This window comes from Bradyrhizobium sp. SZCCHNR1051, from assembly GCF_032489615.1.
Classification (GTDB): domain Bacteria; phylum Pseudomonadota; class Alphaproteobacteria; order Rhizobiales; family Xanthobacteraceae; genus Bradyrhizobium.
This window is the reverse complement of sequence record NZ_JAUEYJ010000024.1, coordinates 104,412-118,667: the sequence shown is the minus strand read 5'-3', so window position 1 is coordinate 118,667 and position 14,256 is coordinate 104,412. Positions and strand designations below refer to the sequence as shown.

Genomic DNA, 14,256 nt, shown 5'->3' with positions numbered 1-14,256 from the left:
TGAATATGAGCTGAGCGCCATGAAATGGCCGAAATGGAACTCCGCCTCTCGCGAATTATTTGCGAAAGGCGGAGCCTATTCTTGAAAGAGGTTGTGCAGCGGCAGAATGCCTCAGATGCGGCCGACCACGCAGGCGACCGGTTCATATTTGCGCAAATACAACAGCGCCTGGTCACCGATGCCATCGAGCCACACGCCGCGGCCCGCGTAGCGATAGCCGTCGCCCATCGGAACGAGACGGACCGGAATCGCGTGGCGAGGATGGAGGTAGAGTTGCGCGGTGACGATCTCGCCCGGCGCGAGCACGGGACGAGAGCGCAGCACGTAACTGCCGCCATTCTCGCAGGCGATCGCAAACGCCGCGCCCGGCAGCACCACGGCGTCGGCCCGCGCGATGCCGATCATCCCACCGATCGCCGACAGGACCACTGCCCCGCAAACCATGACTTGCTTGATATTCACCGCGGCCCCCTGCTCGCCAGCTTCCCGGCGTGCATTAAGACCGCAAACGGCGCCGGCTACAAGTCGTTCGGCTGCGACATTCAGAGCAGCAACGGCCGGCCCGGATCACGGCCGCCGCCGATGTCGGCTTCGGCCGCCGGCGTGACGTCGCTCTCGCTTTCGTGGTGCGGCCGCTCGGCATAGGGCGCCGCGAACAGGCTGACGCCGCGGTGATCGATTGCAAACAGCGGCATGAAGGACTGCAGATCTCGTCCCTCCATCAGAGCGGCCCGCCGATTGTCGAGCACGAACCACTTGCCCTCGAGCCGGACTGCGACGACGGCGTGATCCTGCCGCACGGCGAGGTCCCGGACCAGAAGCAGCTTGAGATCGGATTCCGGCGTTCCCGCCGCCAGCAACAACGCATATTTCGCGATCGCGTAGTCCTCGCAGTCACCGAGGCCGCTGCGCAAGGTCTGCAGTGGCGAACTCCAGACGTCCGGCAGGCCGTGTTGCTGATCGTCGCTGACGTAGCGCACCGCCTGGTTGACGCCGCGATTGATGATTTCCGCGCGCGCACGACCTTCGCTGGCGGCAGCCGCCGACCGCATCAGCGCGACGAAGAAGCGCTCCGACGCCGAGCAGCGCGCGTCATCGCCGTTGCAGCGCTCGGTCGACATCCGCTCGCTCGCCATCGCAGCCTGGATGCCGCGCCATTTCACCCACAGCACGCCTTCGGGTGCGCGGAACGTCATCAGGCCGAACGGCTCGTCGCTGGGATTGGCGACCGCCGGCTCCTGCGGGGCGTCGCTGACTGATCCGGCGCGCCCGGCCGGGTCGGTCGATGCCACTTCCACAGGCCCGGAGGCCGCGCGACGCAGGCCGTCGTGCTTGGCGAGCACGGCATTGATGGTGAAGAAACGGACGGGCGGCGGCACCGGCAGCGCGCTATCCGCAGTGCCCTGCGGAGATCTACGATTTGAAGTCTCGGCAAACGCAGCGCCGGCACAACCGGCCACGACCGACAACACAAGCGCAAGCCCCAGCGCGCGCGGGAGAGCCCGCGGCCGATCGATCCGCAACATCAGTGACGCCCCGTATGCTCCGGGGCATCGGCCGACGTCATCGCGTCGATCCCTGTCCCGGTTGTTATCGGATCAGGGATAGGGCCGGCGCGGCTTCGGGCCGGTTAAACCGCGGTGATGTTCGCGGCCAAGCTGCGAACGCGACTAATCGCGGCCGACCAAATCGCGTCGCATTTGAACGATTCAGAATTTGGTAACGCAGGCCGGCTCGCTCAGCCGCGGATCAGCGCAGCGACTTCTGGGATCTCACATACTTTTCGCGGAGAACCGGGTATCGCTGCACTCACACGAGCTGGCCGCGCCTGCGCTCAGCGCTCGCGCAGCGCCTCGTCGCGCAGCATGCGAGCAGGCTTGACCAGATAGTCCAGCACCGATTTCTTGCCCGTCAGGATCTCGACGGTCGCGACCATGCCCGGGATGATCGGAAGCGGCTGCTGGGCGGTACCGAGGTGGTTCTTCTCGGTGCGCACCATCACCCGATAGAAGGTCTCGCCACGCTCGTTCTTGTCGCCCTTCTCGTCGGTGATGGTATCGGCGCTGATGCGCTCGACGCGCCCGTGCAACGAGCCGTACACTGAGGAATCATAGGCGCTGAGCTTGACCACCGCCTCGTGGTTGGGACGGATGAAGGCGATGTCCTGCGGACGGATGCGGCCTTCGACCAGCAGCGTGTCATCGAGCGGCGTGATCTCCATCAGGCTGGCGCCTGGCGCGACCACGGCGCCGATGGTGGTGACGTTGAGCCTGTTGACGATGCCGCGCACGGGCGAGCGCAGCTCGGTCCGCCGCACCCGGTCCTGGGCCGATTTGATGTTCTCTTCGAGCACGGCGAGATCGCCGCGCGACTTGGCGAGATCGTCCTCGGCCTGGGCGCGAAACGCCGTGACGATGTTGAGCCGGCGAGCGCGCGCCTCCTGCACTGCGGCCTCGGTCTTCACGATGCTCGCCTGCACCACCGCGAGCTGCCCCCGCATGTCGGTGGCCTGGCGGTCGGCGCGGAGCATCTCGATCTCCGGCACCACCTTCTGGTCGAACAGCTTGCGGGTCAGCCCCAATTCGCGATTGAGCAGTGCCAACGTCTCCGAGAAGCGCTTCTCGGTGGCCCTGAGCTCGTCGATCTCCTTGCTCTTCTGCTGCTCCTGCTGCTGCACGACGTCGATGTCCTGCGCAAGCTTGCGCGCATGGGCGTCGAACACGGCGCGCTCGGTCTGCACCGCGCGCGGGGCGTCCGCGACGAGCTCCTCGGGAAACTCGACCGGGCTGCGGCCCTCGGTTTCCGCCGCCAGCCGGATCACCCGCGCCGCCATCGCGCCGCGGCGCTCGCGGATCTCGCCGAACTGCGACGCAAAATTGGTGTCCTCGATCCGCGCCAGGGGCTGATCCTTTTCGACGATCGCGCCTTCCTGCACCAGGAGATCGGCGATGATGCCGCCTTCCAGCGATTGAACCACCTGGGTCTGGCGCGACGGCACGACCTTGCCATTGCCGCGCTTGACCTCATCGAGCACGGCGAAATGCGCCCAGATCAGGAAGGTGAAGAACAGGCCGAGCGAGGCCAGCAGCAGCATCCGCGCCGTCTTCGGCGTGCGCAGCTCGACGGCAGCCCTGATGTCGTTGGAGAACGCGAAATCGCTGAGCGCCATGTCACCGCGTCCCCTGGACCGGCTTCACCGCGTGGCTCGCGGCCGGCGCCGCCGCGGGCTGCTGCGGACGCAGCATGGTGAGGATCTGCGCGGTCGGACCGTCGGCGACGATCTTGCCGGAGTCGAACACCAGGATGCGGTCGACCAGCGACAACAACGAAGGCCGGTGGGTCGAGACGATGATGGACATCTCGCCTTTGGCCAGCGACTTCAGGCGCTCGAGAAATTCGCCCTCGCTGCGGACGTCGAAATGTGCAGTCGGCTCGTCGAGGAATAGCACGCGCGGCTTGCGGATCAGGACGCGCGCCAGCCCGATCGCCTGCTTCTGCCCGCCCGACAGGCTGCGGCCGCCTTCGGCGATCATCATCTCATAGCCCTGCGGGTGGCCGGCGATGAAGGTTTCGACGCCGGCGAGCCGCGCTGCCTCGAGCACCTCCTCATCGGTCGCCGCTGGGCGGCCGAGCGTGATGTTGTCGCGCAGCTTGCCGTAGAACAGGTCGGTGTCCTGCAGCACGAAGCCGATGCCGGCGCGCAGATCGGCCGGGTCGTACTGCTGGATGTCGATCCCGTCGATCAGGATGCTGCCTTCGGTCGGCGGATAGAACGCAGTGGCGAGGCGGCCGACGGTGGTCTTGCCCGAGCCGACCCGACCGATGATGCCGATCTTCTCGCCCGGCTTGATATCGAAGGAGACGTTGTCGAGCGCCTTGGTCTGGCTTCCCGGATAGGAGAAGCTGACGTTCTTGAACTGGATGCGGCCCTGGTTGATCTCACGCGCGACGTAGATCTTTTCCGGCGGACGCTCACGGTCCAGGGACATCAGCCGGTCGATCGAGCGCAGCGCCGACGTCGTCTGGGTGAAGCGCGTCATCAGGCCGGCGATGCCCGCGATCGGACCGAGCACGCGACCCGACAGCATGTTGGCCGCCACCAGCGCGCCGACCGAGAGCTTGCCGTCGAGGATCAGGAACACGCCGACCACGACCAGCAGCAGGCTGCATAACTGGCTGGCGACGCTCGCCGCGGTCATGGCCATCGACGCCCAGAACTGGACGTCCTCGCTGGAGCGCGCCTGCGCCGCCACCGAGCGCTCCCACACCGTCTGCACCCGGCTCTCGCCGGCCACCGCGCGGACCGTCTCCATTCCGTTCAGCGATTCCACCAGAATGCCGTGACGCGCGGCGGACTGCGCCTGCATCTGCCGCATCGCGCGTTCGAGCGGCCGCTGGATCAGCAGCCCGACGGCGATCATCACCGGCAGCATCAGCAGCGGAATCCATGCGATGGGACCCGCGATGATGAACAGTACGATGATGAACACGACCGCGAACAGCATGTCGGTCGCCGACACCACGGTGCCGGAGGTGAAGAACTCGCGAACCGAATCAAAGTCGCGCAGCTGGTTGGCGAGGATGCCGACCGATGGCGGCCGCTTGTCCATCTTCAGCGACATCACGTGCTCGAAGATGTTCGCGGCAAGCACCACGTCGATCTTCTTGCCTGTCATGTCGATGATGCGGCTGCGCACCACCTTGAGCAGGAAGTCGAATCCGATGGCGAGGAGAAGGCCGATGCCGAGTGCGACCAATGAGGGGATCGCGCCGTTCGGGATCACGCGGTCGTAGACGCTCATCGTGAACAGCGGCGCGGCCAGCGCCAGGATGTTGACGATGAACGCGGCGATCGCGACATGGCCGTAATTGGCGCCGAAGCGGCTGACCACCGACCAGAACCAGTGCGTCTTCGGCACCTCGCCGGCTGCCGCCACGCGCGGATCGGCGACTGTGGCGGGCCGCACTAGATAGGCGAAGCCGACATATCGCGCCGCGACCGCCTCGAAGCGCTCGATCGCCGGCTGTTCACGACGCGAGGGATCGACGATGGTGAGGCGGCCGGCGGCCTCGTCGATCGTCAGCAGGATGCGCGTGGTGCCGTCGTGAAACATCAGCACGCAAGGCAGCACCAGCGCGGGGATCTCGCTCAGCGGCCGTTCGACCAGTTGCGCCTCGAGCCCGGCCCGCTGCGCGGCGCGCTCGTAGAGCGCGATGCTGAGCACGCCGCTGTCGAGCGGCAGTCCGGATAGCAGCGCGCTGCGGCTCAAGGCGCGGCCATGATGAGCTGCGAGGTAGAGCAGACTGTCGCTGAGAGGATCAGTTGCTGCTGCGGCTGCGCTCATCTGCGGCATCACGTGGGCCGTCTCTTCGAGCTCGAACCTTGTCGGACGAATATTCAACGACGCCTCGAAAACCCATCTGGCCCACCGAGCAGCGCGGACCTGCACCCATTGCTTCTTGCTAATAATTTGCCTTAGCCCAATTCTTTGGCTCGCACCTGACTTTTTCAAGATTTTTGCAGGTGCTTCTCGACAATCTCAGCGCAAAGTAAATGCGTATGGTGAAAAGCCGGCGCGACATGCACCGGCTTTGTTAGTCTCACCTATTTCGGCGCGTGCCCGTTGGGGCTCTGAGCGAATCCGCCGTACTTTCCGGACGCGACGAATAGCGTCGTATCCTCAGGATCGCTCGAGGCCCACCGATCGCCAAAGGTAATCGGCGCAGGATGCTTCGGCGTACCAGCATGCAGGCCGAACATCGGCACCGGACCGGCGGAGCTCAGCGGCTGCGGTCCGGGCGCAGGCGCGCTCAGCCGAACAGGCGCCAGGCTATAGCCGATGAAGCCGCTCGGCGTGTCCACCGGCTCGGTCTCCGGAGGATGCCCGGTCTTCAGGTAGTTGAGCATCTGGCCCATCGCGGCGAGCAGCTGATAGTCAGCGAACACAACCACACCGCGCGCCGACACCAGCGACACGTTGGCATTGAAGTACTGGTTCTGCGAGTTCAGGAGATCGATCAGCGTGCGCTGGCCGAGTTCGTATTCCTTGTTGTAGGCGACGAAGGTGCGACGGGCCGCTTCGACATCGCGTACGAGGGCGGCGACGCGATCGGCGGTGATGATCCGGGCCGCCCAGGCCTTGTCGATCGACTCCAGCGCATCGCGCTGCAGCCGAGCGTGCTTCTGCTGCTCCTGGATCATCCGCTGCGCGGCTTCCTCACGGCGCCAGCTGTTCTGACCGCCGTTGAAGATATCCCAGGACGCAACGACCTTGCCGCTGACCTCGTCGTAGCGATTGGTGTAGGTGATCGATTCCTTGCCGGTCGTCGCGCGGCCTTCGAGCGAAAGCGTCGGCAGGAAGGTGCCGGTCGTGGCATCGAAGCCCCGCTTGGCAGCCGTCACATCCGCCGCGGCGGCGCGCAGGGTCGGATTGAACTTGTAGGCGATATCGAGCGATTCCGCCTTGTCTCTCGGCATGTCGGACAGCCGGCCCGGGAAACGCAGGTTATAGGGCTCGACGCCGACGACCTTGCGGTACTTCGCCCGCGCCACTTCCAGGCTGAGACGGAATTCTTCGAGCGCGGCCTGCGCTGCAGCGACCCGCTCCTCGGCCTGCTGGGTGTCGCCCTCGCCGGCCCGGCCGCCCTGGAAACGGGCCAGCACGTTCCTGCGCAGCTCGAGATGAACCTTGAGGTTCTTCTCGGCCAGCGCGACCAGCCTGGAGTAGCGCACCACGTCGACATAGGCCTCGGCGGCATCGAGACCGATCAGCTCGGTTCGCTCCAGCACGCGGTACGCGGCGGCATCGACCCGCGCAGCCTGGCGCCACACTTCATTGATCGAGGAAAAGCCATCGAACAGCAACTGACGGACCACCACGCCGGCCTCGCGGCCGCGCAGGTAGCGGCCATTATTGGCCGGCGCCGGTGAAACATACTGCTTGAGCATCTCGGGCCCGGCGCTCGCATCGAGCCGGACCTGCGGCAGCAGCGTCCCCTGGGACTGGCGAAGCTCGGCTTCGGTGGCCCGCCGGCTGGCGGCGGCCTCCCCGACACCGGGATTGGTCTTCACCGCCTGGTTGATGGCGTCCTGGATGGTGAACGGCTCAGCGCCCAATGCCGGGCTAAAGCTCATTCCCACAACACATATCAAAATCGGTGTATATATGCTCTTGAACATATGGAACCGATAACAAACGTGAGATCAGCTCGCAACGCGACTCGCCACAGTTGCGACGAAAAACCGCCCGGTTGTGGCAGAATAGCTACGCTCCGCCACATTCTTCGAGGCGAAGGATTCAGGATCCTGAAGCAAAATCAATGCGATGGGGATGACGCGAAGCCGAGGCGGTTGATTTAAAGCCAGCTATTTTTCTTTTATAAAGAAAATCTCGCGACAGAGAATGTCGCGTTTCCCGTGGTTGCTTCAATATATCGATCGCTTTCGCGGCATTAACTCGGCTGTGGCAACCGGAACGTCACCCCGCGAGGGAGGACCGGCAACAAGCGATCAATAGCCCACCGTTGCCAAGCCGGCTTGTCCGGAGCCTGGGTTCTGGCGCGTCGTCATGGCAGCCGTGAGCGATTGCCGCCGAGGGATCGAGGAACAACCAAGGATACAATGGAGGTCACGATCGACCGTTGGATTTCCGGATCTCGCCATGACCCAGATGCGCCCCATTGATTTCGGCGCTCCGTCTGCAGGGAATGCGGCGGCAATGCCCAGGGGGGTCCCCGATCCTTGCAAAATCTCATGGAGCTGAGAGGCAGTAAATTGGTGGGGGAGGCAGGACTCGAACCTGCGAAGCCATGAGGCGGCTGATTTACAGTCAGCTCCCTTTGCCACTCGGGACACTCCCCCGTATCGACGGCAATTCGGGCCGGCCGCGGAACAGCAGCGTCGGGACCATCAGCGCCATGGAGACGGTAAGACCGCGGGGCCCGGATGAGTGGGCGCGCGCGGCCGGGGTCGTTATGATCGAACCCGCCCCTCGAAGTCAACCAAGGGACGACGAATTTTCCCGTCTCAGCGGTGCCAAATTGCCAGAATCCGCAGGCCGTGACAGAAGCTCGGGCCATGAGCGAACGCGACCGAAAGCCACCTTTTCGCCGTCCGGGCGGTAAATTCTCCGGCAAACCGCGCGGATTCGAGCGCCCCCAGCCGCGGCGGGAGCGCGGTCAGGACTCGGATGGCCCCGTCATTCTCTATGGCTGGCACACCGTGACCCTGGCGCTGGCCAATCCGAAGCGGAGGATTCGCAAGCTTTACCTGACCGAGAACGCTGCCCGCCGGCTCGCCGACGAGCGGATCGAGACAAGGGTGACGCCCGAGATCGTGCGTCCCAGCCAGATCGACCAGCGGCTCGGTCCGGACGCTGTGCACCAGGGCCTGTTGGCGGAGGCCGATCCCCTGCCCTCGCCGGACATCGACACGCTCGCCGCCGAGGGGCTGATCCTGGTGCTCGACCAGATCACCGACCCGCACAATGTCGGCGCCATCCTGCGCTCGGCGGCGGCGTTCGGCGTGAAGGCCGTCGTCACCACCGGGCGCCACAGCCCCGAGGCCACCGGAGTGCTGGCCAAGTCCGCCTCCGGCGCGCTGGAACTGGTGCCGATCGTCACGGTGCAGAACCTCGCCCGCGCGCTGACGCGGCTGAACGAACGCGGCTTTCAGACAGTGGGGCTGGACAGCGCGGGCGAGGAGGACATCGCGGCGGTCGCCTTGCGCGAGCCGCTCGCGCTGGTGCTCGGCGCCGAGGGCAAGGGCCTGCGGCAGTTGACGCGCGAGACCTGCAGCGTCGTGGCACGGCTCGACATGCCCGGCGCCATCAAGAGCCTCAACGTCTCCAATGCCGCCGTGCTCGCACTCTATGTCGGCGCGACCCGCATCGGATTGATGCCGAAATGACGAAGCGCCCGCGCGCATGCGGCGCGCGGGCGCTGGCGTGAACGAAGGTGCGGCTGATCAGTAGTAGCGGCGCAGCACGCGCTGGCCGTGATAATAAGGCGAGGCGCCCCAGCGATAGGCGTGGCGGGGCTGGGCATATACCACTTCGGGGGCGACGCGGGTCGCCTCATAAGCATGCCGGCGGTGGTGATAGCGATAGACCGGGAGCGCCTGCTCCTCATAGGCCGGATACGGCGCGAAGGCGCCGGGACCGCTGTAGGTCGGACCCTGGTTGACATAGTAGTACTGCCGCGTCGGCTCGGGCAGCCGCTCATAGCTCGCGCCGCAGGCACCGCAGCCGTGGCCATAGGTGTAGCCGGGCTGATAGAAGTATTGCGGCTGATACGTCACCGTGGGCTGGTAGGTCACGGTCGGCTGATAAGTGACCGTCGGCTGATAGGCGACCTGCGGCGCGCACGGCGTGGCGTAGCCGCACGGCGCGCAGGCGGAGGCGCCGCAGGCGGCGGCCGGCGCGCTGCCAGCGACGGCCAGACCGGCAATGGCGACTACTCCTGAAATTATTCCACGCATAACTCTCTCCTGTTGATCTATTTTTGCTTGATTTGACTGTTGATGGCGAGCTGCTCGCTAGCGGCGGTAGGCCGGCGGTGAATTAGAATACCCGCGCGGGCCGCCATCAGGCGGAGCCAGGATGACGGCAGGCGGATACATCGGCACCGCCGGCTCCGGCGGCTGCATCTGCGACTGGGCACCCCATGAGCGCGAATAGCTCTCGGCCGGCTTCGGCAGCTTGCGATCGGCTGGCGGCTCGATCTCCATGCGGCCATAGCCCGGCCTCGCTCCGAGAGTCGGATAGTAATGGCCGACATGGGGCTCGGGCTCGACCGGCCGGCCGCCATAGATCGTCGGCTGCATGTAGTTGCCCCTGCCAAGACCGTACTGGCCTTCGACAACGGCGTAGGACGCATCGATGCCGTTGATGACGACGGGCACGCCGGGCCGCTGCGGAATGACGATCTCGAAGCCTTCGCTGGCGAGCGCGACGGAAGACGCTCCAATCAGAATCACAAGAGCCGTTGTAATACGCATGAATTCACGCCCCGGTTGCCATCCTACCAATACCGCAACGCGCGCCCCGATGGGTTAAACGCGCACATCAATCTGCTGGTAAGACTAACGCGCGAGCCACCATTCCGGGTTAAAGCCCCGGTGGGGTTCGAGCGCGAGGGTTAATGGCTGATCATCAGCCGAGAGCGACAATACTGCCAGCATCAACCCCGCCTGCCCTGTCCGCGAGACTAACAGCCTTCGGGTCGGAGCAAGCCGGACCGCAACCGCTGCTCCGGCCTCGCAAAGCAATGGCCTCATGTCGTTCCAAAACATTCCCGGCGCGGCGGGAACGACGGGACCAGCTTGCGCTTAGCAGGAGGGGCGCAACGACGGAGTATTCCATGACACGATTTGCTGTACTTGGGGCTGCTGTACTCGCAACGGCGCTCGCCGGCCCGGCCATGGCGCGCGACATGCACCACCGGCATATGAACCACCAGCAGGAAGGAATGATGCAGCATCGGCACATGGCCCGCCAGGACGGGGCGATGATGCAGCAGCGCACCGATGCCGGGTGGAATACCGGATGGAACAACAACGGCTGGGATCGCCGCAACAGCGGCTTCTGGCCGGCTGACGTCGCCGCTGGAGCGGTCGGCACCGCTGCTGGCATCGCAGGCGCAGCCATCGGAACCGCCGGCGCCATCGCCACGGCGCCGTTCCGGACCGCGGATGCCTATGCCTACAGTCCCGGCCCCTCTTACGGCCAACCGAGCTATGATCGCGGCCCGAACGGCTACTATGGCGACTGGAACAGCTACGCGACCCGCAACGGCCTGGTCTGCCGCCCCGGCACCATGTTCAAGGGCAGCGACGGGCTGATGCACATCTGCCAGTAAAGATCGCGCCGGAGCGGCTTCGATAATCGGCTCCGACAAGGGCGGCCCAACGGCCGCCCTTTTTGCTGGGTTGATGGGAGAGGCGGCCCTCACTCGGGGAGTAGCCGGACTGCATCAACTCTGGTAGGAACACCGCGCTTCGCGAGACCTCGTCGCAATCTGAGGACGAGATCTTCGCCACCAATGTGCATTCGCCGGCTTAGCTCAGCGGTAGAGCAGCGGTTTTGTAAACCGAAGGTCGGGGGTTCAATCCCCTCAGCCGGCACCAGCTTCCGTGAAGTTGGGATTTGCTGCGGCAATCGCTATCACCGGCCTTAGGCGTCAATTCACCCTCGTCCTGACCGCTGGCTTGGCGATACCGGTCGCCGACGGCGGCTTGGGCGCAGTCCACTCTGGATCCGGCAACGGCCCGCCGCCCTCGCCGGTCGCTCCGATGAGTTGGCCGGGCACCTGATCCGTCACCAGCACCCAGCCTTGCGTCGCGCAGAACAGCCCGAGCAGACAGCCCTTGACCGCCAGCATCTTCGGGCTCTCGCGCCAGATCGAGACGGCATAGGTCTTGCCGTCCTCGGCGTTGTAGACCTCGCCGCTGTGGCGGCCGTCGGCGTTCAGCTTCAGGCCGAGCAGCATCTGGTGGCCGAGCAGCAGACGGCCGCGCCTGGCCGGATCCGGATTCAGCCGGTCACGGAACGGCTGCCCCTTGGCATCCGCCGTCTCCTTCATCCAGACGATGTAGCCGCAGACGCGATCGGCCATGGCACCACAACGCTCGACGCGGACGCGGGCGCGGCCGTCCTCAGTCAACCATGTGCCGAGCGGATCGCTGACGGGGGCGGCGTGACCGCGGCCCTCCGCCATCGACAGCAGCAGGCTGACGACGATGCGCAGGCCAACGCGCAGAACGAATCTCAATGTCATGTCCAGGGACCCCGTTGTCTCCACGGCCTCGATCCACGCGCTCGTACGGCGAGATTGACGTCGCCAATGGCTGCCGGACATTTGCCGGTGCCCTCGATGCGAAAGCACGCGAAAGACGGCTGCGCGGCGGGCCGCCTTCTGGGGCCCCTTCGCATGCGTCTGCACTGCTCGCTCACTGGAGCTGCGCGACCAGGGCATCGGCCCCCTTGTCGATCCCGGCTTCTGCGGCCGCGAGCGCGCCGACGCTGGCCTTGATGTCATACGGAGAGGGATATTGCTTGCTGACGAAAGCGTTCAGCAGCCGCCCGCTCGCTGCATCGAAGATCTCGGCCGCGTAGAACACCGAGCCGGTCAGCAGCCCCTCGCCGTCGCGGGCGCTTTGCACACCGTTGTAGACGGCGCCGGCGAGATCGAAGCGCGAGGCGGTGCCGAGCACCGGCGTGTTGGCGACGGCGCCGGTCAGGGTAAGCCGCACGCGCAACGTGGCCGGCCCTCGCTGGCTCACGACCCGGAAGCGCGCCGACAGATTTTCCAGGAACCGCGACCGCATGTAGGCGGCGAGCCTCGCCTTGTCCTGCTCGGACATGTCGCCGAACTGGTGATCCCTGCCGCGATAGATCACGACCGGATCGAGCATCACCTTGTCATAGCTGCGCCAGTCCGCGGCAGCCGCGTAGCGGTACGGCACCCGCCCCGACAGGTCGGCGGAATTCGGCGCCAGATAACGCGCCGAGGCCACCTCGGAATAGGCCACCGGCGTCACCGTATTGCAGCCGGCGCAAAGACCCGCCGCGGCAATCGCCGCAAAGCCGGACACCCGGACTCGAATCGTCATTCCCTTTCTCCTCACCTGCGCGGCTTGTTGCGAAGCACAACCAGCGCCCAATCAATAAAACCGACCAGACGGTTTGTAAAGAAGCTCGGTGAAGATTGCGTTAATGTCTCGGTGGGATGCGACCCGGCGCCTGCCGAAGAAGCGGCTTTCGAGGCAGATCAGCGGTCGGACGGGACGCGGTGCTCGAACCCCGTCCATTGGCGGTCGTCGAGCAGGCGCGCAAACAGGCGGTCCAGGTCCGGCTGCTCCAGCGGCGAGACGCGCAGCATCGTCATCAACGCAAGCCCACGGGCCGCCGCCCATCTTAGGACCGCGAGATCGGCGTCCTCGGCCTCGCCGCGGATCTCGGCTACTCTCTCGGCATCCTTGGCACGGGCATCGGCCAGCAATCCCGGCTCCTGGGCGAGCGCGCCGAGCATGGCCTGCGCCACCGAATATTGCTGGGCGATCAGCTCCCGCGAGATCGCGATCTGCGTCGCGAGCTCGGGCTGATCAGCCGCTTTGCCGGCTTCAGCCCTGTATCTGCTGGCGAATTCGTCGAAATGCAGGAATTGCTGTTCCAGCAGAGCCTTGAGCACCGCTTCCTTGTTGGGGAACTGGTGCATCAGCCCGCCCTTGCTCAGCCCGCTCTCGCGGGCGATGGCGTCGAGCGTCAGCCGCCCCGGACCATCGCGGGCGATGATGGTAAGAGCGGCGGTGAGCGCGGCCTTGCGCGACCGCTCGGAGCGTGAAGGGTTGTCCATCGAAGACTGCGAAGTGCTCGGGCGGCGCACGAAGGTTGCGAGCAGGAAGATGCCCCGACACCGAGGCGGCTCCGTCATAGGGGCGAGCCACCCTCCTCTGTCAAGAAGAGCTCCGGAAAAAAACCGCCGCGCCTCAGGAACCATCTGCGCGGGATTGAATTTCTGCTATCACCTTCCGCGGGTGGGAGACGAAACGAGTTCAGACTGTGGCAACATTGTTGTCACATCTCATCTAGAACTCCTGCTTATCCCCAGAAGTCACTGGTCTTCAACTTGATTTCGTCAGCCGCTTTTGTTGCAATTGAGGCATCGGGGGACAAGCGTCATGACGTGGAAGGAAGAGCGTGATGCACTGATCGCGCAGACCATGGCCTTCGTGCAGTCGGTCACCGGAAAGCCTGCCGACTTCGCCCAGTTCGAGCTGCCTGCCGTTCCAGCCGACACCCCCGCTACGCCGCAGCAGGCTGCGGTCGAGCGACCGACGCATGTCACCTTGGAGCGTGTGCTCGCCGCCCGAGCCGAAATCGGGGCATGGCGCGGCGGCAACGCGCAAGGCGAGATCCCCGGCGCGGTCGCGGAGGCTGCAAGGCCGAGTGCGCCCCACTCCATCGCGTCCGAGGCTTCGTCCTCAGCCCTGAGCCCAGCCCCCCCGGAGCGTTTCACGAGCATCGCCTCGCAACTCGATCTGCAGCGCGACATGCAGGCAGAGATTCGTGCCCGGGTTGCTCGCTTCCGGGCCCACCAGGAGCGCTTCAACCGGGAGCGCCAGGAATATTTCAGCGCGACACTCGCGCGCCTGAAAGCATCGGCCGAACGGAGCGCCCTCCCTGAGGACTAAAGCCGGCCGCGCCAGAGGTGCACAACGGCCGAGAGTGCACAAAAGAACGAATCCCGCAATCGACG

13 protein-coding genes and 2 tRNA genes are annotated in these 14,256 nt (G+C 65.4%); 4 read left to right on the top strand and 11 right to left on the bottom strand.

The window, feature by feature from the left end; genetic code table 11:
• Positions 1 to 111: 111 nt before the first annotated feature.
• From QW868_RS27035 to QW868_RS27010, 6 genes are all read right to left on the bottom strand, one after another.
• Entirely contained in the window at positions 112 to 462 is a 351-nt protein-coding gene (locus QW868_RS27035; RefSeq protein ID WP_316231946.1) for a hypothetical protein, read from the bottom strand.
• Positions 463 to 542: 80 nt separating this feature from the next.
• On the bottom strand, positions 543 to 1,379 hold the full coding sequence (locus tag QW868_RS27030; protein ID WP_316231945.1) for a transglutaminase-like cysteine peptidase: 837 nt from the start codon (positions 1,377 to 1,379) through the stop codon (positions 543 to 545).
• 455 nt (positions 1,380 to 1,834) lie between these two features.
• A complete protein-coding gene (locus QW868_RS27025) occupies positions 1,835 to 3,169 on the bottom strand; it encodes an HlyD family type I secretion periplasmic adaptor subunit (RefSeq protein ID WP_316231944.1) in 1,335 nt (444 codons plus the stop codon).
• Between the two features lies 1 nt (position 3,170).
• The gene (locus tag QW868_RS27020; protein ID WP_316231958.1) at positions 3,171 to 5,354 is read right to left on the bottom strand and encodes a type I secretion system permease/ATPase; all 2,184 of its coding nucleotides are present in this window, start codon (positions 5,352 to 5,354) and stop codon (positions 3,171 to 3,173) included.
• Between the two features lie 251 nt (positions 5,355 to 5,605).
• On the bottom strand, positions 5,606 to 7,135 hold the full coding sequence (locus tag QW868_RS27015; protein ID WP_316231943.1) for a TolC family outer membrane protein: 1,530 nt from the start codon (positions 7,133 to 7,135) through the stop codon (positions 5,606 to 5,608).
• 640 nt (positions 7,136 to 7,775) lie between these two features.
• Positions 7,776 to 7,861, bottom strand: a tRNA-Tyr gene (locus tag QW868_RS27010).
• A gap of 216 nt (positions 7,862 to 8,077) precedes the next feature.
• On the opposite strand from QW868_RS27010, the gene rlmB reads away from it, so the two are divergent.
• The gene (gene rlmB, locus QW868_RS27005) at positions 8,078 to 8,908 is read left to right on the top strand and encodes a 23S rRNA (guanosine(2251)-2'-O)-methyltransferase RlmB (RefSeq protein ID WP_316231942.1); all 831 of its coding nucleotides are present in this window, start codon (positions 8,078 to 8,080) and stop codon (positions 8,906 to 8,908) included.
• A gap of 57 nt (positions 8,909 to 8,965) precedes the next feature.
• Here the strand turns inward: rlmB and QW868_RS27000 are convergent, their stop codons facing one another.
• The gene (locus tag QW868_RS27000) at positions 8,966 to 9,478 is read right to left on the bottom strand and encodes a hypothetical protein (RefSeq protein ID WP_315754097.1); all 513 of its coding nucleotides are present in this window, start codon (positions 9,476 to 9,478) and stop codon (positions 8,966 to 8,968) included.
• A gap of 57 nt (positions 9,479 to 9,535) precedes the next feature.
• Positions 9,536 to 9,997, bottom strand: coding sequence for a hypothetical protein (locus QW868_RS26995; RefSeq protein WP_315737538.1), 462 nt, complete (start codon positions 9,995 to 9,997; stop codon positions 9,536 to 9,538).
• 362 nt (positions 9,998 to 10,359) lie between these two features.
• Here QW868_RS26995 and QW868_RS26990 point away from each other — a divergent pair, with 362 nt between their 5' ends.
• Together QW868_RS26990 and QW868_RS26985 are read left to right on the top strand one after the other, a co-directional pair.
• A complete protein-coding gene (locus QW868_RS26990; RefSeq protein WP_316231941.1) occupies positions 10,360 to 10,857 on the top strand; it encodes a hypothetical protein in 498 nt (165 codons plus the stop codon).
• Between the two features lie 193 nt (positions 10,858 to 11,050).
• Positions 11,051 to 11,125: transfer RNA gene (locus tag QW868_RS26985), tRNA-Thr, on the top strand.
• 53 nt (positions 11,126 to 11,178) lie between these two features.
• On the opposite strand, the gene QW868_RS26980 is transcribed toward QW868_RS26985, so the two are convergent.
• The 3 genes from QW868_RS26980 to QW868_RS26970 form a co-directional block, all read right to left on the bottom strand.
• Positions 11,179 to 11,775 carry a DUF2147 domain-containing protein gene (locus QW868_RS26980; protein ID WP_316162939.1) on the bottom strand — a complete coding sequence of 199 codons (597 nt, stop codon included), beginning with the start codon at positions 11,773 to 11,775 and terminating at the stop codon, positions 11,179 to 11,181.
• A gap of 172 nt (positions 11,776 to 11,947) precedes the next feature.
• Positions 11,948 to 12,610 (bottom strand): DUF3313 domain-containing protein, encoded by a 663-nt coding sequence (locus QW868_RS26975; protein WP_316162940.1) that lies wholly within the window; start codon positions 12,608 to 12,610, stop codon positions 11,948 to 11,950.
• 158 nt (positions 12,611 to 12,768) lie between these two features.
• The gene (locus tag QW868_RS26970; protein ID WP_315780753.1) at positions 12,769 to 13,353 is read right to left on the bottom strand and encodes a TetR/AcrR family transcriptional regulator; all 585 of its coding nucleotides are present in this window, start codon (positions 13,351 to 13,353) and stop codon (positions 12,769 to 12,771) included.
• Between the two features lie 325 nt (positions 13,354 to 13,678).
• On the opposite strand from QW868_RS26970, the gene QW868_RS26965 reads away from it, so the two are divergent.
• Complete coding sequence (locus QW868_RS26965; RefSeq protein ID WP_315737534.1) at positions 13,679 to 14,191, top strand: hypothetical protein; 513 nt, start codon at positions 13,679 to 13,681, stop codon at positions 14,189 to 14,191.
• Positions 14,192 to 14,256: the final 65 nt, after the last annotated feature.